The organism is Alphaproteobacteria bacterium, from assembly GCA_017302575.1.
Taxonomy (GTDB): Bacteria; Pseudomonadota; Alphaproteobacteria; order Rickettsiales; family UBA3002; genus JAFLDD01.
Genome location: JAFLDD010000001.1, coordinates 973,103 through 991,219, shown reverse-complemented (window position 1 = coordinate 991,219; position 18,117 = coordinate 973,103). Strand labels below are relative to the sequence as shown.

General features: G+C 51.4%; 15 protein-coding genes. 7 read left to right on the top strand and 8 right to left on the bottom strand.

Translation table 11 applies throughout. The annotated features are described in order from the left end of the window. Positions 1-81: 81 nt before the first annotated feature. The 4 genes from hppD to maiA are packed head-to-tail and all read left to right on the top strand — an operon-like array spanning position 82 to position 3,963. Positions 82-1,179: a 4-hydroxyphenylpyruvate dioxygenase gene (hppD, locus tag J0M34_05125; protein ID MBN8543629.1), complete on the top strand. Its 1,098-nt coding sequence runs from the start codon at positions 82-84 to the stop codon at positions 1,177-1,179. Then, on the top strand, positions 1,176-2,327 hold the full coding sequence (locus tag J0M34_05120; protein ID MBN8543628.1) for a homogentisate 1,2-dioxygenase: 1,152 nt from the start codon (positions 1,176-1,178) through the stop codon (positions 2,325-2,327). The genes hppD and J0M34_05120 overlap by 4 nt, the downstream gene beginning before the upstream one ends. Further along, a complete protein-coding gene (locus J0M34_05115) occupies positions 2,324-3,322 on the top strand; it encodes a fumarylacetoacetate hydrolase family protein (protein ID MBN8543627.1) in 999 nt (332 codons plus the stop codon). The genes J0M34_05120 and J0M34_05115 overlap by 4 nt, the downstream gene beginning before the upstream one ends. Further along, a complete protein-coding gene (gene maiA / locus J0M34_05110) occupies positions 3,322-3,963 on the top strand; it encodes a maleylacetoacetate isomerase (protein MBN8543626.1) in 642 nt (213 codons plus the stop codon). The genes J0M34_05115 and maiA overlap by 1 nt, the downstream gene beginning before the upstream one ends. On the opposite strand, the gene J0M34_05105 is transcribed toward maiA, so the two are convergent. From J0M34_05105 to J0M34_05095, 3 genes are read right to left on the bottom strand one after another with little or no spacing between them, the layout of a single operon-like run. Then, positions 3,960-4,637 (bottom strand): ATP-binding cassette domain-containing protein, encoded by a 678-nt coding sequence (locus tag J0M34_05105; protein ID MBN8543625.1) that lies wholly within the window; start codon positions 4,635-4,637, stop codon positions 3,960-3,962. The two genes, maiA and J0M34_05105, sit on opposite strands and share 4 nt — an antisense overlap. Beyond that, a complete protein-coding gene (locus J0M34_05100; protein ID MBN8543624.1) occupies positions 4,637-5,806 on the bottom strand; it encodes an FtsX-like permease family protein in 1,170 nt (389 codons plus the stop codon). The genes J0M34_05105 and J0M34_05100 overlap by 1 nt, the downstream gene beginning before the upstream one ends. Next, on the bottom strand, positions 5,803-6,738 hold the full coding sequence (locus J0M34_05095) for an efflux RND transporter periplasmic adaptor subunit (GenBank protein ID MBN8543623.1): 936 nt from the start codon (positions 6,736-6,738) through the stop codon (positions 5,803-5,805). Before J0M34_05095 ends, J0M34_05100 begins: the two co-directional genes overlap by 4 nt. A 106-nt stretch (positions 6,739-6,844) precedes the next feature. On the opposite strand from J0M34_05095, the gene J0M34_05090 reads away from it, so the two are divergent. After that, positions 6,845-8,248, top strand: a complete 1,404-nt coding sequence (locus J0M34_05090; GenBank protein MBN8543622.1) for a pyridoxal phosphate-dependent aminotransferase — start codon at positions 6,845-6,847, stop codon at positions 8,246-8,248. On the opposite strand, the gene J0M34_05085 is transcribed toward J0M34_05090, so the two are convergent. From J0M34_05085 to J0M34_05065, 5 genes are all read right to left on the bottom strand, one after another. Continuing rightward, the gene (locus J0M34_05085) at positions 8,245-8,979 is read right to left on the bottom strand and encodes a phosphatase PAP2 family protein (GenBank protein ID MBN8543621.1); all 735 of its coding nucleotides are present in this window, start codon (positions 8,977-8,979) and stop codon (positions 8,245-8,247) included. The two genes, J0M34_05090 and J0M34_05085, sit on opposite strands and share 4 nt — an antisense overlap. A 76-nt stretch (positions 8,980-9,055) precedes the next feature. After that, on the bottom strand, positions 9,056-9,973 hold the full coding sequence (secF, locus tag J0M34_05080) for a protein translocase subunit SecF (protein ID MBN8543620.1): 918 nt from the start codon (positions 9,971-9,973) through the stop codon (positions 9,056-9,058). 5 nt (positions 9,974-9,978) lie between these two features. Beyond that, positions 9,979-10,890 (bottom strand): TerC family protein, encoded by a 912-nt coding sequence (locus tag J0M34_05075; protein MBN8543619.1) that lies wholly within the window; start codon positions 10,888-10,890, stop codon positions 9,979-9,981. A gap of 39 nt (positions 10,891-10,929) precedes the next feature. Beyond that, positions 10,930-12,189, bottom strand: a complete 1,260-nt coding sequence (locus tag J0M34_05070) for a dicarboxylate/amino acid:cation symporter (protein MBN8543618.1) — start codon at positions 12,187-12,189, stop codon at positions 10,930-10,932. Between the two features lie 122 nt (positions 12,190-12,311). Beyond that, positions 12,312-13,697, bottom strand: a complete 1,386-nt coding sequence (locus J0M34_05065; GenBank protein ID MBN8543617.1) for a sigma-54-dependent Fis family transcriptional regulator — start codon at positions 13,695-13,697, stop codon at positions 12,312-12,314. Positions 13,698-13,873: 176 nt separating this feature from the next. Here J0M34_05065 and J0M34_05060 point away from each other — a divergent pair, with 176 nt between their 5' ends. Both J0M34_05060 and J0M34_05055 read left to right on the top strand, forming a co-directional pair. Then, on the top strand, positions 13,874-14,959 hold the full coding sequence (locus J0M34_05060) for an efflux RND transporter periplasmic adaptor subunit (protein ID MBN8543616.1): 1,086 nt from the start codon (positions 13,874-13,876) through the stop codon (positions 14,957-14,959). Positions 14,960-14,962: 3 nt separating this feature from the next. Further along, positions 14,963-18,022, top strand: a complete 3,060-nt coding sequence (locus J0M34_05055) for an efflux RND transporter permease subunit (GenBank protein ID MBN8543615.1) — start codon at positions 14,963-14,965, stop codon at positions 18,020-18,022. Positions 18,023-18,117 lie beyond the last annotated feature (95 nt).

The window sequence follows — 18,117 nt, the reverse complement described above, 5'->3', positions numbered from 1 at the left end:
ACACGGAGTTTCCAAGGCAAAGGGTTGCCAGTGCGCTGCAACAGCGCTATGTTGCAACCCTATTCCAGCAGGAGAAACCCCATGGCACATGCCGCAATGAAAAACGAACCCTTCCCAAACCCTATGGGTACGGACGGTTTTGAATTCGTCGAATACGCGTCGAAAGAACCAGAGAAACTGGCAAAACTCTTTGAAAGTCTCGGCTTCATCGCCGTTGCCAAGCACCGTCGCAAGAACGTGACGCTCTATCGTCAGGGCGACATCAACTTCATTCTGAATGCCGAGCCCAATGGCCAAGCCAAACTTTTCACCGACGAGCATGGTGCTTCCGCCAACGCTATGGCGTTTCGTGTCAAAGACGCGGCCTATGCGTTCAAGCGCGCTAAAGAACTAGGTGCGGAAGTGGTGGAATCCACTGCAGGGCCCATGGAACTTTCCATTCCCGCTCTCAAGGGCATTGGTGGCTCGCTCGTCTATCTCGTCGATCGTTACGGCGATAATGGCAGCATCTACGATATCGATTTTAAGTTCTTCGATGGCGTGGACCGCAACCCCAAAGGTGCTGGCCTGACATACATTGACCACCTCACGCACAATGTTTTCCAAGGCAATATGGACAAGTGGGCAGGTTTTTATGAGAAGCTCTTCAACTTCCGCGAAATCCGTTACTTCGATATTCAGGGCAAGCAAACGGGCCTCAAATCACGTGCGCTCACCAGCCCAGACGGCAATATCCGTATTCCTATCAACGAATCCTCCGACGATAAATCGCAGATCGAGGAATATCTGAAACTGCATAACGGCGAGGGGATTCAGCATATCGCGCTGGGCTCAACCGATATCTATGCAACGGTCGAATTGCTGCGCACCAAAGGCGTCGACTTCATGGACACCAAAGACACCTATTATGACCGCGTGAATGAACGCGTGCCAAACCATGGTGAAGATCTGGCGCGTATGCGCAAGAACAAAATTCTTATCGATGGTGAGGCCATGGATAAGGACAAGCCCGAAGAGTTGTTGCTGCAGATTTTTACCAACACGGTGATTGGTCCGCTCTTCTTCGAGATCATTCAACGCAAGGGCAATGAAGGCTTCGGCGAAGGTAACTTCCGCGCACTCTTCCAATCGATCGAGGACGACCAAGTGCGCCGTGGTGTACTGAAGGAGAAGGCATGAGCCGCAAATATATCAGCTTTCCGCGCGTGGCGGGCACGGCTTCACGTCAGGCCCATTGCGACTTGCCTAAAGGCACGTTCGAGCGCGAGTTCGGGCGCGAAGGATTCTTTGGACCATGCACCCATCTGCACCATGCACACAAGCCTACAGGCTGGGTGAAATGGGAAGGGGATTTGCGCCCCTATGCGTTCGATTTGAATAAACTCTCGTCAATCAGCAATACGCCATGGAACGCAGTGCCCATGTTCTCCAACAGCACCTGTAGCGTGCGTTGGTGGGTAACGAGTGGCAAGATGGATCATCTCGTAACGAATGCAGAAAGTGACGAGCTGCTGTTCATCCATAGCGGAGAAGGGGATGTGTTCTGCGATTTCGGTCACCTCGCTTATAAAGCGGGTGACTACATCACCATGCCGCGCGGTGCCAAATGGCGCATCGAATCGAAAGGCAAAAGCGAGATTCTGCTCATCGAATCGAAATATGACGGCTACCGCTTGCCCGAGAAAGGTCTCGTGGGTGACCACGCGATTTTCGACCCCGCGATGCTGGATGTTCCCGAGCTGAACGACGCCTACAAAGCGCAGCAGGACAATAAGGAATGGAATGTGGTAATGCGCCGCGCAGGGAAATTCACCACCGTGACCTACCCGTTCAACCCGCTCGACGTAACGGGTTGGCATGGCGATAATTTGCCCGTGCGCATCAACTGGCGCGATATCAGGCCGCTCATGAGCCACCGCTATCACTTGCCGCCATCTGCACACACGACATTCGTTGGCAATCGCTTCGTGGTCTGTACCTTCGCGCCACGCCCTGCGGAAATGGATCCCAATGCATTGAAGGTGCCATTTTATCATTCGAACAATGATTTCGACGAAATCATTTTCTACCATCATGGTGAATTCTTCAGCCGCGATAATATCAAACCCGGCATGGTCACCTTGCATCCCGCAGGCTTTGCGCATGGCCCGCACCCCAAGGCCTTCAAATTGGCCGAAGAAGCTGACGCAAAACGCAAACCGACCGACGCACCAAAAATGCTCGACGAAGTCGCGGTAATGATAGACACGCGTGAAACGGTAGAGATTGCCGATGATATCAAAACCACCGAATGGAAAGACTACCCCTTGTCTTGGAGAGAAGCATGAAATTAGGAAGCCTTAAGAATGGTCGTGATGGTACGCTGATTGTCGTATCCAAGGATTTAAAAACCGCCACCAAAGTCGCCGACATCGCTGAGACGATGCAGGAAGCTCTCGATAACTGGGCGAAGCTCGCCCCGCAGCTTGAGAATATCTACAAGTTGCTCAATGCGGGCAAAGAGCCAAATGCTTTCTCGCTCAAAATCAAAGATCTCGCAGCGCCTATTCCGCGCGCCTACCAATGGCTCGATGCATCGGCTTACGTGAATCACGTTGAGCTAGTGCGCAAAGCGCGTGGCGTGGAAATGCCACCAAGCTTCTGGACCGACCCGCTCATGTATCAGGGCGCGGGCGATATTCTGCTCGGTGCGCATGACGACATCCCACTGGCTGACGAAGCGTGGGGTATCGATTTTGAAAGTGAAATCGCCGTGGTAACCGACGATGTGCCGATGGGCGTTAACCCTGCCGATGCACGTAATCACATTAAATTGCTCATGCTGGTGAATGACGTTTCACTGCGCTATGTCGCCAAAGAAGAAATGCAAAAAGGCTTCGGCTTTTTGAATGCGAAACCTGCAACAGCATTCTCACCCGTTGCCGTCACGCCCGACGAGCTTGGTGATGCATGGGACGGTGGTAAGATTCATCTGCCACTCATCACGCACCGAAATGGCAAGCTTTTTGGTAATCCGAATTGTGGTGTCGACATGGTGTTTGATTTCCCGACACTCGTCGCACATGCCGCCAAAACACGCTATTTAGGCGCAGGCACCATATTAGGTTCGGGCACGGTTTCGAATAAAGATAGAAGCGTGGGCTCATCGTGTATTGTAGAGCAGCAAACGCTCGAGAAACTCGATACAGACAAGGTCAGCACACCATTCATGAAATTTGGTGAACACGTCAAAATCGAGATGCTCGATAAAAACGGCGCGTCGATTTTTGGCACGATTGAGCAAAAACTAGTGCAGTACCAATACAAGAAAGCTGCAGCATAATGAAGCTCCACACCTACTTCCAATCCAGCGCCTCATACCGCGTGCGCATCGCCATGAACTTGAAGGGTATAGCGGCGGAGTATAGCTATCACGATCTCACGAAGGATAAACATCTGGATGCGGAATATGCGAAAATCAATCCGCAGAGAATGGTGCCAAGCCTTGAGGTGAAGGGTGAAGTGCTGGCACAATCCATCGCCATCATGGAATATCTGGAGGAGACGCACCCTAATCCTGCGATTCTGCCAAAAGAACCGTTAGCGCGTGCCCATGCACGTGCAATAGCGTTACTGATTGCTGGCGATATCTCTGCCATCAATAACCTCAAAATCCGCAAATTCTTGAAGGCGCATTTCGGCGCAAGTGACCACTTCGTCAAAACGCAATGGATTCAACACTGGATTGCTGATGGCTTCACCGCGCTAGAGTCATTCTTGACGCGCAGCCCGCATACGGGAACCTATTGCGCGGGTGAGTACCCCACGATTGCTGATTGCTGCTTAGTACCGCAAATGTTCAATGCGCGGCGCTTCGAACTCGACCTGACGCCGTACCCCACCATCGTGCGTATCTCTAATGCATGCGAGCAGTTAGATGCTTTCAAGAAAGCCCACCCAAGCCAGCAGGCCGACGCTGCTTAAGTCTTCTGGGTAATCCGCCCATCTTCAAGTTCGATGATACGTTCGGCCATGTCGAGAATACGATAATCATGGGTGACGAGTAGAATCGCGCAGCCTTTTTCTTGCGCTAGTTTGCGCAGTAAGCGCACCGCTTCTTGCCCATTCGCTTTATCGAGTGATGCGGTGGGTTCATCCGCGAGAATCAGTTTTGGGTCATTGGCTAACGCACGTGCAATCGAGACACGCTGGCGTTGCCCGCCCGATAATTTTGCGGGTTTAAAGTTCATCCTGTCGCCGAGCCCTACTTCTCGCAACATTTCGGCAGCACGCTTCTTTCGCTCAGCTTCACTGAGACGGTCATTCAACTCCAATGCCATGCAGACATTTTGCTCGGCGGTGAGGGCGGTAATCAAATTGTGCTGCTGGAAAATGAAACCAATATGCCGACGCACCGACACGCGTGTTGCTTCGCTACTATGTACCAGTTCGCTTCCCATGACGTTTACGCTGCCTTCCTCGGCTTTGCGTAACCCGCCAATAAGCGTTAACAGTGTGGTTTTCCCCGAACCAGAGGGGCCAGTAAGAATCGTAACCTCGCCCGGATTAATGGTGAGTGACACGTCCTTCAGTACTTGAAAGCGCAGCTCGTCCTCGCCGTAATAGTGATTGAGATGTTGAACCTTGACGACGCTCATTAGAACATATCCGCAGGGTTGGCCTTACGCAGGCGTTTGATAGCAAAAAGCCCAGAGACAAAACACATCACAAAAATCATCACGAAGACGTTGATGATTTTGTCCAGTGGCATAGGCATTGGAATATAGGTGAAGGATTCTGCCAAGTCGTAAAGGCCTAAGCTCGCAATCATGCCAGGGAAGAACCCAAGCAGTGCAAGGATCATTGCCTCAGCAAACACCACGCAAACGAGGTAGAGGTGCGGATAGCCCATCGCTTTAAGCGTCGCATATTCGCTAAGGTGATTCATGATATCGGTGAAAAGAATTTGGTACACAATCACCATGCCGACCACGAGGCCCATCACCATGCCCATGCCGAAAATAAAGCCGATTGGCGCACCATTTTGCCAATAGGTTAATTCAAACTGGCGTAATTCATCATAGGTGAAGACATAGACGTTCTCATCCATCAATGCCTCAAGGTCGCGTTTTACGCGGTTTAAGTCTGCGCCTTCCTTCAGGCGTACCGCGCCAATATCTACCATGCTAGGCGAACGCATAGGGAACATACGAAAGAAGTTCTGGTCGCTGGTGATGACATTTCCATCTGCAGCGAAACTGGTGCCGATGCGAACCAACCCAACCACATGCACGCGCCGATCATTAATTTCGCTGTAGACATTTCCTTTCTCCAAAAGTTCGGCCACGGGGCCGAATTCAGGCCGCGAAGCGCGGTCGAAAAGAATATTGTCTGACTGCACCAGCAGGGGTGCGTATGGAACCACCTCTGCACCATTGAATGCGCCCGAATACGGGTCTGCACCCCATACCATCAAGGTGCGCTTACCTCTGGTAACGGGATTTTTCCACGGCGCTTGGCCAATATATACAGGGGTCACATCTTTCACGTCGGGGTGCGACAAGGTGCGCATCAACTCAGGACGTTCAAACTGCACGGTGCGCCACAGTGCTTCTGTCTGGCGATGAAGAATAAAAATATCGCCATCAAGTTTTTTAGGAGCGCTGGCCGCCGTATCGTACAGTGAGTCGCGGAACCCCTGCTGCATGAAAACGAGCAGGGTAGCAAATAACACGCCAAGCACGGCGGCAATCAATTTGCTGCGTTCATGAATCAGTTGTCGCCATGCTAGGCGTGCGGCGAGTCGTAATGTCGTGCCTAACTTCATGGTAGGATACGTACATCCACCTGACGATACATCATGTTGCGCAGCAATTGCACATCTGCGGCATTGATAGTGATGCGCACTTCAATGATGCGATTATCGCGGTTGGCGAGCGGGTCAGTATTATTCAAATCATTCTTGAATACTTGGAATCCAAGCTCACGCACGCTTCCCGTGATTGGCGCGTCCATACCGCGAATGGTGATCTCGGCTTCTTGGCCAGTTTTGACGCGCGCGATATCACGCTCATACACCTCTGCTACAGCATCTAGTTGTGTCAGATTAGCAATATCCGCCACTCCGTTATCGCCCACGCGCTCACCTTGCCGCGTGTGGATTTTGAGGATTGTACCGTCAATAGGCGCGGTAACTTGCGTTTGCTTTACTTCTTCCTCCGCCAGTTTCACTTGCGAATTCGTTGCGGTAAGCTCAGCATTCAGCGCGCGGATGTTGGCAACGGCTTGATTCAGTCGATTCTCAGCCTCTTCCTTGCGGGCAATGGATACAGCACTGGTTTGGGCAAGCTTGCGATAGCGCTCCGCCTCGCGGCTGGCAGTGTTGCGTTCCGCCTCTTGTGCGCTGATACGCCCACGAATCACGTCAATTTGTGCTTTGGCAGTCTCTAGGGCCGCAAGCTTGCGCCCATGGTCACTAAAGGTAACGATGATGTCGCCCTGCTTAACATCTTGGCCCTCTTCAACGTGCAATACTTCAACGCGTGCACCGTCTGGTCCCGCATCATGCGAAAGGCGAATGACTCGCGAGCGTGGCTCAATGCGCCCAAGTGCGCCCACACCTTCAGCCGTAACGGCTGCTGATTCTTGTTCTTCTACTGTAATGGGAGCGTGGGGTGGTTTAGCGTCTGTAGTGTTAAATTGTAAAAAACCAACGGCAGCCAAGCCGATGAACACTAAAAGTGTGATAAGACGTTTCATGCGCGCATTGATAGGTAAAACCGCAAGAAAGCGCAAGTATTTCGGTGATTCTTCTTGAGTTTGTCCTCTGTAAATACTAAGGCAGCGATAAGAAAACGAGGTTTCTATGGTACAATGTTTTGAATATGCAGCACCTGCCGTTCCGCGCAGTTCTCCCACCATGACCGCCGCTAATATGGCAGCAAAAGCAAAGGCATTCGGCATTGAAGTCGATATTTTCACGATTGGTGATTTATTCCCAAAACCCAGCGAAGAGGAAGTATTGCTGTGGGTGCGCTCATTGCGTGAAGCTGCCAAGAAATTCAAAGACAACCCACGTTTCGCACTGCGCCCTGCCGCAAAAGAACGCGCTTATTCAGAAACGGGCGGATTACCATCCCTGCGCGAAGAAATCGCTTACGGATTTACTCGCGACACCGGCTTAGCGGTGGACGCTTCGCATGTGCGTTGTGGTAATGGCGGTAAAGGTGCGCTCACGGGTGCATTCGCCTTTCTTGCGGGCAAAGCCCAACCTGTAGTGATGTTTGCTGCACCTGCATGGCCTACCAATTATGATATGTTCCCACATGGTACGCGCATCATTGAAGTGGATACGCAAGGGCGCGGCATCATGTCGGCCAAAGAACTCAGTGAAGCACTCAAGCAGTTTCCTAACCCTGAGGTAATTCTTATCAATGCACCGTCAAACCCTACGGGCGCTAATTATTCACCGCAAGAGCGTGAAGCGGTATTAACCGTTATCAAGAACGAAACGAAAACAACGCTCGTTGCGTTTGATGACCCCTACGGCAAACTTGTATTCGACCGTGAACCCTATGATGTGAAAACCGTTCTGCAACGTGGAGCAGTCGAGAAAGAACTGTTCGCCGCAGGCCGTATTGCGACGTTCCGTACCGCCTCGAAAGAGTATGGTATGGCTGGCTCACGCGTGGGTTGGCTGGTAACGCGTAATAACGACATGCTGGTAAGCTTGCAAAACTATAACGAGTCCAAGGGCGGTGGTATTTCTTCGACCACGCAGCTTGAGGTGCAGGCCGCTTTATGTTTCGGCGATGACTTCATCACCAAAACGGTAGCAACCCTCAAAGAGAAACGTGAGATTGTTGTGAAGGGCGTCGCTTCCTTGCAGTACGCAACAATGCTGCCACCGCAAGGCACGATTTACGCGTGGATTGATTTTTCCAAGCTTAAGGGCAAATTCGTTCCAATTGAGGCGCTGCGCACCGAAGCTGCACAAGAAAGCCCTGAGGTGATGAGCAATATGCAACGCAAGTCGGGCGGTTTCACGCTCGACGTTCCCGCAGACCTCATGCGCTATTTAGTGTTTGTTGCTGGAGTATGCCCTGTACAAGGTACGCCATTCTTTGCGCCTGAATCACCTGCAGGCGTGACGGACTGGCATGTACGTATGAGCATCTGCAACGACGTGGCAGAACTTACCCGTGGTTTGGAGAAGCTCCAAAGGGCAGAAGGATTACTGAAGAATTCAGCAGGTGAAGCCGCCGCTTAGCGCTTACGCTTGCAGTGACTTTTGCAGCATGACTTTTTGTAGGCAATAGGCTGCTTTCGCAATTCGGTTTTCACGCAATTCAAATCTTTCTGGAACTGCGGGATCGTCTTCATCTTCGCTACGATCTCACGCGCAAGCAATTGACCGCCTTGCAAATCATGCGGGTAATGTACGCCACCTTTTACACGATGCTGCGCCACTTCCAAGGCGCGCGCATAAAGTGCTTCACGTGCATTTGGCACGAGTTCAGAGAGCAATTCCGCCCACACAAAGTTCGTGGTGGTATGACCGCTAGGGTAGGCGTGGCTGGTAATAGGCTCCGCATAAAGATGGATGCGCTTATCCATCAAGTAGGGGCGGGTCGTACCCCAATAATCTTTGGTGACATCGCTGATTCGCCAGCTATCTGAACCTGTGCGCTTTAGAAACTCAAACAGCACGGGATAGTTCGCTGCCGTCACCTTTGCGCCCAATACATCGGTTGCCAGCATCTCTGGTAGTACGGGCTTTTCGGCTTTAATTTGGGCAATGGTCTCGGCCGAGAGGTTCTGTTGTGAAGCAATTACCGTATCCACGTCACGGTACCATTCTTTTGAATAAGGCGCGGGAGGAACGGGAATACTGCGCACGCTAACCGTATCAGGAGAAACGTAGTTGGGTGAGTATGGATACTTGCTGCCGCAGGCAGTGAGGGTAATTGCGAGGGCAACGAATAGCAATTTGCGTAGCATAAAAACTCCCTAATGAGGCTCTTTTGTATCCGAACTATCGGGGAGGTCAACCCGCAAGGGTTGCATAGCAGATATGCTATAAACGCACAGCTTCTTCGCGGCGCAGATTCATGTAGATCAGCAGCGTTGCCGAAACATAAACCGAGGAATAGGTGCCAACGACAACCCCAAAAATCATGGCCGCGCTAAAGCCGAACAAGACATCACCGCCTAGTGTAACAAGGCCGATCAGCGCCAATAGCACCGTGCCGCCCGTCAGAATCGTACGCGACAGGGTTTCGTTGATGGATTGGTTGAGCAATTGGTTCAGCACCAGCGTTTTATATTTGCGCAGGTTCTCGCGCACACGGTCATAAATGACCACCGAATCGTTGATGGAATAACCGATGACCGTCAAGATTGCAGCAACCGATGTCAGGTTAAATTCAATTTGCGTGACCGAGAAAAACCCGACCATCATGACGGTATCGTGCATCAAGGCGAGAATGCCGCCCGCGCCGAACTGCCACTCAAATCGAAACCACAGGTAAAGCATCATCATCACTAGTGCTGCGGTGATCGCAATAATACTCCCCTCAATCAGTTCGTCGCCCACTTGCGGGCCGACATAATCAACACGTAAGAATTCGACTTTCTCACCGTATTTTTCATTAATCAGGGTGCGCACCCCGTCGGCGATTTTGCTTTGTTCCATGCCTTTTTGTGGGGCAAGGCGAATCATCACCTCATGGTTACTGCCAATTTCTTGGAGCATGGCCTCACCTGTTGAGGCATCACTAATAATCTGGCGCAGCTTGGCAAGGTCGGCCTTCTGTTCGGTGCGAATTTCCATCACCACGCCGCCCGTAAAATCGATGCCAAAATTCAGACCCTGCGTGTAAAGCGAACCAGCCGTTACCAGCATGCCGATAATCGTGAACATGAGTCCATACCAACGATTGCCGATGAAATCGAACTTCGGAACTTTGTCGAGAAAGCGAATAGGGAATTGCATAGCGATTACTTATTAGGATTGCGTGTTTTGAACAACGAGAAAATGACCGATAGCGCAATCACCACCACGGTAAAGAGTAGCGAATATTCCACTTCGATCAGCTTGTATTCAACATGGTGATTCACCAGCATCTTACCGCCGATAAATACCAGTACTAGCGACAAACCGTATTTCAGATATTCGAAGCGATGCATCATCGCTGCTAGTGCAAAGTAAAGGGCACGCAGACCTAAAATAGCAAAGATGTTGCTAGTGAATACCACGAAGGTATCTTGTGTAATGGCAAAGATTGCTGGAATGGAGTCTACGGCAAAGACCACGTCCGCCACATCAATGACGATGAGTACTAAAAAGAGTGGCGTGAACCATAGCACGCCATCTTTGCGGACAAAGAAGCGGTTACCTTCATAATGTGATGTAACGCGAAACCGCTTATTGAGGTAGCGGATCATCTTATTATTCTCGATGTCAGGTGTTTCTTCTGCCGCGAGCAGCATTTTAATGCCCGTGTAAACCAAGAATGCGCCAAGCAGATACATCATCCAGTCGAATTGCGCGATGAGCTGAGTGCCCGTTACAATAAATGCACCACGCAGAATGATCGCCCCCAAAATACCCCAGAACAATACGCGATGTTGGTATTCTTGCGGCACTTGGAAATGGGTAAAAATCAGCACGAACACGAAAATATTATCAAGGCTCAGTGTTTTCTCGATGAGATAGCCACTAAGATATTCATAGCCCGCTTGTTGACCGAGATTCTCAAATACCCAAAGCGAGAAGGACAGGCCAAGTATGACGTAGAACAAGCTGAGCTTTAACGCCTGACCAACGCTCAGCACGCGTTGCTTGCGATTAAGTACGCCAAGGTCAAATGCAAGTAGTAAGGATATCAGAACAAAGAACGCGCCCCACATCCACAGAGGATGTTCAAGAAACAGGATATCAAGCACAGATTAATCTTTCTTGTAATAGACGGATTCGTTGAGCGTACCTTCGGTGTGGTCCACCATCATTGTAATCGCACAATCGCCCGTAATGTTAATGGTGGTACGCACCATGTCGAGCACGCGGTCAACACCCAAGAGCAGACCGATACCTTCAATCGGTAGGCCAACAGAGTGCAGCACCATGCCCATAAAAATAATCGAGCCAGAGGGGATACCTGCCGCGCCGATGGAGCCAAGCGTACAGGTGAGTAGTAACACCGCATAATCCGCCATCGTCAAATCTACGCCAAACAGCTGCGCAAAGAACAGAGCGCAAATGCCAAGGTAAATCGCTGTGCCGTCCATGTTGATGCAGGCACCAAGCGGCAGCAAGAAATGCGCGCTCTGCTCAGAAACGCCGAGCTTGGTCTGCACTTCACGCATAGCAGTAGTAAGGGTAGCCTTCGAGCTGGAAGTCGAAAACGCCATGAGCTGTGTCGCAGCCAGTTTCTTGTAGAAATAAATAGGGTTGAGGCGCGTAAACACCAAAATCAGCACTCCAAACAGCGTGTACTGGAATGCGCAAGCAGCCAGAACTGCTACCACGAGGTTAATGAGGATTTTCACAATCTCCATCCCTTGTGTGCCAACCGACCATGCCATAAAACCAAACACGGCGAGCGGCGCAAGGCGCACGATATACTCAATCATCTTGAAAATAACTTGTGCAAAATCATGAATGATTTCACGCGGACGTGCTGCTTTCTCACCCATCATATTCATGACAACGCCAAACAATACCGAGAACACGATGACTTGGAGTAAATGGCCTTCAGCAAATGATTCAAAGATGTTGGTAGGAATCAGATGAAGCAGGAAATCGAGAACCGTTGGTGGTGGCGCTTCAGCCGCCGCAGGCACGCTGCCAGCGAATTCTTCGATGTTGACGTGCAGGCCTTTACCAGGCTCAAACAAAATACCAGCAGACAGACCAATGATTACCGCAAAGAGGGCTGTCGCGAGATAGGCGCCAAGACCTTTGAGGCCAACGCGTTTGAAGTTCGCGCCATCGCCCATGCTGGTAATGCCAGAGACGAGAGCTAGAAAAATCAGGGGAACAACCACCATTTTAATGAGGTCGATAAAGATTGTACCCATGGTTTTGAAAGGAGCCGCATCTTCGCCCAGCGCAAAGCCAGTGATGATACCCAGCGCAAGGCCGATCACCACCTGCTGCCACATTTTTAAGCCAAATACCTTAAATTCCTGAACGTCTGCACCAGCCATAATCGCGTAACTTCCTGTTGCTCATAAGAAAAGGTTAGAAATTGAGTGGGCGCACCATAATCAGCGACCATGGGTTTGGCTAGTAGATAATGCGCAGATTGGTGTGCAGTGCAGCATGCCAGCTAGGCGGTTTTCTTGTCGCTTAGCTTGCGATAAAGGGTCGATTGCCCGACTTCAAGTGTAGCTGCGGCTTTGGGAACGGAGTCGCCGTAATAGGTGAGCGTATGCGCAATCACTTCATCTTCAATTTCTTGCATGGTTTTGCGCGAACCATCCACACGTAAAAGAGAAATCATATGCTCAGCGAGGGTAACGGAACCATCGTTTGTTGGGGTGAGGAAGCCCTCCAACTCATCGCGGCTAATCGCCGTGCCGCTACATAGTAATAGCGTGCGCGAAATACAGTTCTCCAGTTCGCGCACGTTGCCTGGCCACTCGTGATCCGTAAGCAGCTTCTCGGCATCAGCGTCTAACGTACGGTGGGGAATACCCTCGCGTGCCATCAGGCGCTCAGCAAAATAATGGGCGAGGGGGAGAATATCATCCTTTCGTTCACGAAGTGCGGGTAAATGTAGCGGCAATACATTCAAGCGATAGAATAAATCCTCACGGAAGCGGCCTTCCTTAATATAGGCCGTCAAATCACGGTGTGTGGCCGAAATAATCCGCACATCGACCGCAACGGGCTTGCCCGCACCTACAGGCTCAATCTCTTTGGATTGAAGCGCACGCAGCAGCTTAACCTGCGTGTCATGCGGCAATTCACCGATTTCATCTAGAAATAACGTGCCGCCCTGAGCCTCACGAAACTTACCAATCGCTTTTGCAACGGCGCCAGTAAACGCACCTTTCTCATGGCCGAACAATACGCTTTCGGCGAGGTTTGCAGGAATAGCGCCGCAGTTAATCGCAATGAATGGCTTACCTGCACGCTTACTCTCGCCATGAATGGCGCGTGCAAATGCTTCTTTACCCACGCCGCTTTCACCTGTGATTAATACGGGCAGGTCGGAGGTGGCAATCTTACGGCCAGTAGCAATCGATGATTTCAGCCCACCTGCACAACCTATCAAGTCTTCAAATCGAAACGCGCCGGAGGTTTCGCGTGTCAGGCGTGATACCTCGGCACTTAAAGCTGTCGTACGTAATGCGTGCTGAATTGAGATATGCAAACGCTCAGCGCTGATGGGCTTGGTAATAAAGTCATAGGCCCCCATGCGTACACATTCTACGGCATCTCCAATATCACTGCTCGCGGTTACCACAATCATTGGCAAGCTAGGGCGCAACTCTTTAGTGGCGGTGATAAGGGCTTTACCGTCCATTATCGGCATGTTGAGGTCGGTTAAGACAAGCGATACTTGTTGGTTGGCATCGTCCTTCAGCAGGGCGAGCGCTTCCTGCCCGTTACGAGCTTCTACGGCTTCAAAGCCCAGATGCCCGCATAAATTGTTCAGCGCAAGGCGCTGGGTGGCTTCATCTTCGACGATTAGGATAAGTGGCTTCATGGAAACGTACGATGGTAAGAATCGTACCTGAATGCAAGCATAAGTTGAATAGTGAGGATTGGGTGGGGTTTTGCCACACTGCCTGTATCAATCAGGAAACAGCATGTTTTAAGCGATTTGCGGCTTGGCAAAGCTAGGAATTACCTACTAAATAGCTAAAAACAAGGAGCAGACGGATGGTACGGAATAAGCTCATTCTTTTAGTGGGCATTGGCGCGTTAGCCTATGGCGCCTATTGGGGTTACGGATACTTCATGACGCCTGCGCAGCAGCAGGGCGGGTTCGCCATGGCGGTCGAGGCCTATGATGTCGTTCCCCAACCTCTGGATGTAACGATTGAAAGCGTAGGCACCTTGCGTGCCAATGAATCCGTAACGCTGCGCCCTGAGTTGGCGGGCCGCATCACCGACATTTTATTTACCGAAGGTGCGTTGCTGAAAAAAGGCACGCCACTCTTTAAGATAGATGACCGCGTTTATAATGCAGAAGTAAAGCAGGCATCGGCAAATCTACAGCTTGCTAAGCTGAACTTTGAACGCTTCCAGAAACTTTCCAAAACTGGTGCATCAACACGCCAGCGCTTTGATGAAGCGCAAGCCAACCTCGGTGTTGCGCAGGCCAATTACGACCTTGCGCGCACGCGTCTTGATTATGCAACCATCGCCGCACCGTTTGATGGAACGGTTGGTCTGCGCAATATCAGCCCAGGGGATTTCGTAAGTGTTGGCCAAGACCTTGCTAACTTCGTCAGTTACGATCCTATGAAAGTGGATTTCAATATTCCTGAGAACCAATCGCGCCAGCTTAAAGCAGGCCAAACGATTGATATCACCGTTGAAGCAGTCCCCGGCAGAACCTTTGCGGGGGATGTATTCGCCATCGACCCGCAGATTGATGTGAATGGTCGTGCCGTTGCGCTTCGCGCGACGATCGCGAACCCCGACTATCTTCTGAAGCCAGGCTTCTTTGCGCGTGTGTCGTTGCTTGTAGAGAAAAAGGAAAGCGCCTTGTTGATTCCTGAGAACGCTATCGTGCCGCAGGGTAATGACAAGTTCGTTTTCAAAATCAAAGAAGATAACACGGTAACATTAGTACCTGTGACGCTTGGTATTCGCAAAGGCGGGCAGGTGGAGATTACCGAAGGTCTATCGGCGGGGGATGCAATTGTTACCAGTGGGCAGATCAAGCTGCGCGAGGGTGCACCTGTTCGCCGCACAGACCAAGCGCCAGCAGATGCTGCCGCCGCTCCTAAAAAGGAATAATGCGTGAAAATTTCGGAAATATGTATCCAGCGTCCAGTCTTCTCAATGGTGGTGAACTTTATCATCATCCTGCTTGGGGTTGTGAGCTATGACCGACTGACCATTCGCGAATATCCGAATATCGACGTGCCCGTTGTCACGGTTGAAACGAACTATTTGGGTGCATCGGCAAAGATCATCGAATCGCAAGTGACCAAACCGCTTGAGGATTCTCTCTCTGGTATTGAGGGAATCGACTTCATCAAATCCATTTCACGCTCTGAGCAATCACAAATCACTGTGCAGTTCCGCCTCAGCCGCGAAGCGGACGCTGCCGCATCTGACGTGCGTGACCGCGTTGCCCGTGCGCGTGACCTGCTGCCCGAGGAAGTCGATGAACCCATCGTTGCCAAAGTCGAAGCCGACGCGCAACCCATCATCTGGATGGCGCTAAACAGCGACACCCATAGTCCGCTCGATATTTCTGAGGCGGCGGACCTCATCGTGCAAGACCGTGTGCAGACCCTTCCAGGCGTTGCAAACGTTCGCTTATTTGCCGAGCGCCGCTATTCCATGCGTATCTGGGTCGATCGTGAGCGTTTAGCAGGTTACAACCTCACCACCCAAGACGTTGAGAACGCACTGCGTACGCAGAACGTAGAAATTCCCGCAGGAAGAATTGAATCCACCCAGCGCGAATTCACCGTGGTCTCACAAACCGACCTCAACACGCCCGAACAGTTTGGTGACGTGATCTTGCGCGAAACCGAAGCAGGACACTTGGTGCGCATGAAAGACGTCGCTCGCGTTGCCTATGGACCCGAGGAAGAGCGCTCCATCGCACGCTTTAATAGCAAACCCTCCATTGCGCTTGGTGTTGTGAAGCAATCCATTGCTAACCCGCTTGAAATTTCATCCGCGATTCGCAAAGAGCTGCCGCGCATCCAAAAGAATCTTCCAGAGGGCATGACGCTCAGCATCGCCTACGACTCGTCCGTATTCATCGACCAATCGATTAAAAACGTTTTCAAAACGATTATCGAGGCAGTGCTACTCGTCGTACTGACCATCTTCTTCTTCCTGCGCACCATGCGCGCAACCCTTATCCCGCTTGTTACGATCCCTATCTCGCTGATTGGCACGCTTTTTATCATGTACACGCTGGGCTTCTCAATCAATACGCTGACGCTGCTCGCGATGGTGATCGCGATTGGTCTGGTGGTGGACGATGCCATCGTCGTGCTTGAAAATATCTACCGCCACATCGAAGAGGGCATGGATGCGTTTCATGCTGCCGTGAAAGGTATGCGCGAGATTGGTTTCGCTGTCGTCGCCATGACCTTAACGCTTGCAACCGTATTCGTGCCCGTTTCACTTACCCCTGGCCGCACGGGGCAGCTCTTCGTTGAATTCGCGATTACCTTGGCAGGTGCGGTGATTATTTCGGGTCTGACAGCACTAACGCTCTCGCCCATGATGTGTTCGCGCCTGCTGAAGCCCCAGCACAATGCACCTAAATGGAGCAAAAAAATCGAAGGCTGGATTGTAGCGCTTGAGCGCAGCTATAAAGCGCTGCTTACTGCATCGCTACGCTTCCGCCCGCGTATGTTAGTACTTGCGGCGGTCACGTTCGTCGGCGCCTATTTCCTGATGGGCAACTTACAATCACAACTTTCACCTACCGAAGATCGTGGCGTTATATTTGGTGTGGGCATTTCGCCTGAAGGTTCGACCATCTGGTATTCCGACGATTACGCCAAGCAGATGGAGAAAATCCTCCAATCTGTTCCTGAAGCGAATTGGAACTTTATTGCAGTGGGTTTCCCATTCGTTACCCAGACCTTCACGGTATTAGGCCTCACCCCATGGGAGGAGCGTCATCGTTCCTCGCTCGATATTATTGGTGAAATTTCGCCGCAGCTTTTTGGTATCCCGGGAACACTGAACTTTGCCATCAACCCCGCATCGCTCGGTCAAGGTGCACGCAGCCAGCCCGTGGAGTTCGTTATCCAAACGACGGATAGCTACGAAGCACTCGATAAAATCGTCAATGGCGTCATGGCCAAAATGATGGCCAATCCAAATTTCCAAGCGCCCGATTCGGACCTGAAACTGAACAAACCAGAAATCCGTGTAACCATGGACCGAGACAAGCTCGCCACCATGGGCATTGGGGTAAGCGATGTGGGCCGCAGCCTAGAAACCATGTTGGGCGGGCGACAAGTTACGCGCTTTAAGCGTGGGTCGGAGCAATATGACGTACTCGTTAAAATCGAGGACGATAAGCGCCGCACCCCAACCGACCTCACGGCCATTTATGTGCGCGGACGCGAAGGGGAAATGGTGCCGCTCAGCAATATCGTAAGCTTGCAAGAAACCGTTGCACCGCGCGAGCTCAACCACTTCAACAAACTACGTGCGGCTACGATTACGGCCAACCTAGCCCCAGACTACGGGCTTGGCCAAGCGCTCGAATTCATGGAAGCCACCACGCGTGAAGTCGCAACCGACGTGCAGACCGACGTGGGCGGCCAAAGCCGTGAGTTCCGCGAATCCAGCGCCAGCATGGGCATGTTGTTTGGTCTTGCACTGGCCTTCATTTACCTTGTACTCGCCGCGCAGTTCGAAAGCTTCCGCGACCCCGTCATCATCCTGCTTACCGTTCCACTCGCCATGGCGGGTGCGCTGCTTGCCATGAACCTCACGGGTGGCACGCTTAACGTTTACTCGCAGATTGGTCTCGTGGCGCTCATGGGCCTTATCTCCAAACACGGCATCATGATTGTGGAGTTCGCCAACCAATTACAAGACAGGCGCGGGCTTAGCAAAATCGAAGCGATTATCGAATCCTGCTCTATTCGTATGCGGCCAATCCTCATGACCACGGCTGCAACGGTACTGGGTGCACTGCCGCTCGCCATTGCAAGCGGTGCTGGTGCCGAAGCCCGCCAAGCGATTGGCTGGGTGATTGTGGGCGGTATGACGATTGGTACGCTCTTCACCCTCTTTATCGTGCCAACATTCTACCTGCTTCTCAGCCGCCGTAAGCCGCTGCTAGTCATTGATGAGAGTAAAATCGTATAGTTCTCATGCGGTTAACCCCATCATCACTAAATCTTCATTTTTTTTTAAGATTTACTGGTTATAGTCTAGCCATAACCTATTGAAGGAGAGATGGT

Excerpts from the sequence above, each read along its gene's own strand:
- hppD (MBN8543629.1), top strand. The coding sequence starts at position 82 with ATGGCACATGCCGCAATGAAAAACGAACCCTTCCCAAACCCTATGGGT.
- J0M34_05120 (MBN8543628.1), top strand. The coding sequence starts at position 1,176 with ATGAGCCGCAAATATATCAGCTTTCCGCGCGTGGCGGGCACGGCTTCA.
- J0M34_05115 (MBN8543627.1), top strand. The coding sequence starts at position 2,324 with ATGAAATTAGGAAGCCTTAAGAATGGTCGTGATGGTACGCTGATTGTC.
- maiA (MBN8543626.1), top strand. The coding sequence starts at position 3,322 with ATGAAGCTCCACACCTACTTCCAATCCAGCGCCTCATACCGCGTGCGC.
- J0M34_05105 (MBN8543625.1), bottom strand. The coding sequence starts at position 4,637 with ATGAGCGTCGTCAAGGTTCAACATCTCAATCACTATTACGGCGAGGAC.
- J0M34_05100 (MBN8543624.1), bottom strand. The coding sequence starts at position 5,806 with ATGAAGTTAGGCACGACATTACGACTCGCCGCACGCCTAGCATGGCGA.
- J0M34_05095 (MBN8543623.1), bottom strand. The coding sequence starts at position 6,738 with ATGAAACGTCTTATCACACTTTTAGTGTTCATCGGCTTGGCTGCCGTT.
- J0M34_05090 (MBN8543622.1), top strand. The coding sequence starts at position 6,845 with ATGGTACAATGTTTTGAATATGCAGCACCTGCCGTTCCGCGCAGTTCT.
- J0M34_05085 (MBN8543621.1), bottom strand. The coding sequence starts at position 8,979 with ATGCTACGCAAATTGCTATTCGTTGCCCTCGCAATTACCCTCACTGCC.
- secF (MBN8543620.1), bottom strand. The coding sequence starts at position 9,973 with ATGCAATTCCCTATTCGCTTTCTCGACAAAGTTCCGAAGTTCGATTTC.
- J0M34_05075 (MBN8543619.1), bottom strand. The coding sequence starts at position 10,890 with ATGTGGGGCGCGTTCTTTGTTCTGATATCCTTACTACTTGCATTTGAC.
- J0M34_05070 (MBN8543618.1), bottom strand. The coding sequence starts at position 12,189 with ATGGCTGGTGCAGACGTTCAGGAATTTAAGGTATTTGGCTTAAAAATG.
- J0M34_05065 (MBN8543617.1), bottom strand. The coding sequence starts at position 13,697 with ATGAAGCCACTTATCCTAATCGTCGAAGATGAAGCCACCCAGCGCCTT.
- J0M34_05060 (MBN8543616.1), top strand. The coding sequence starts at position 13,874 with ATGGTACGGAATAAGCTCATTCTTTTAGTGGGCATTGGCGCGTTAGCC.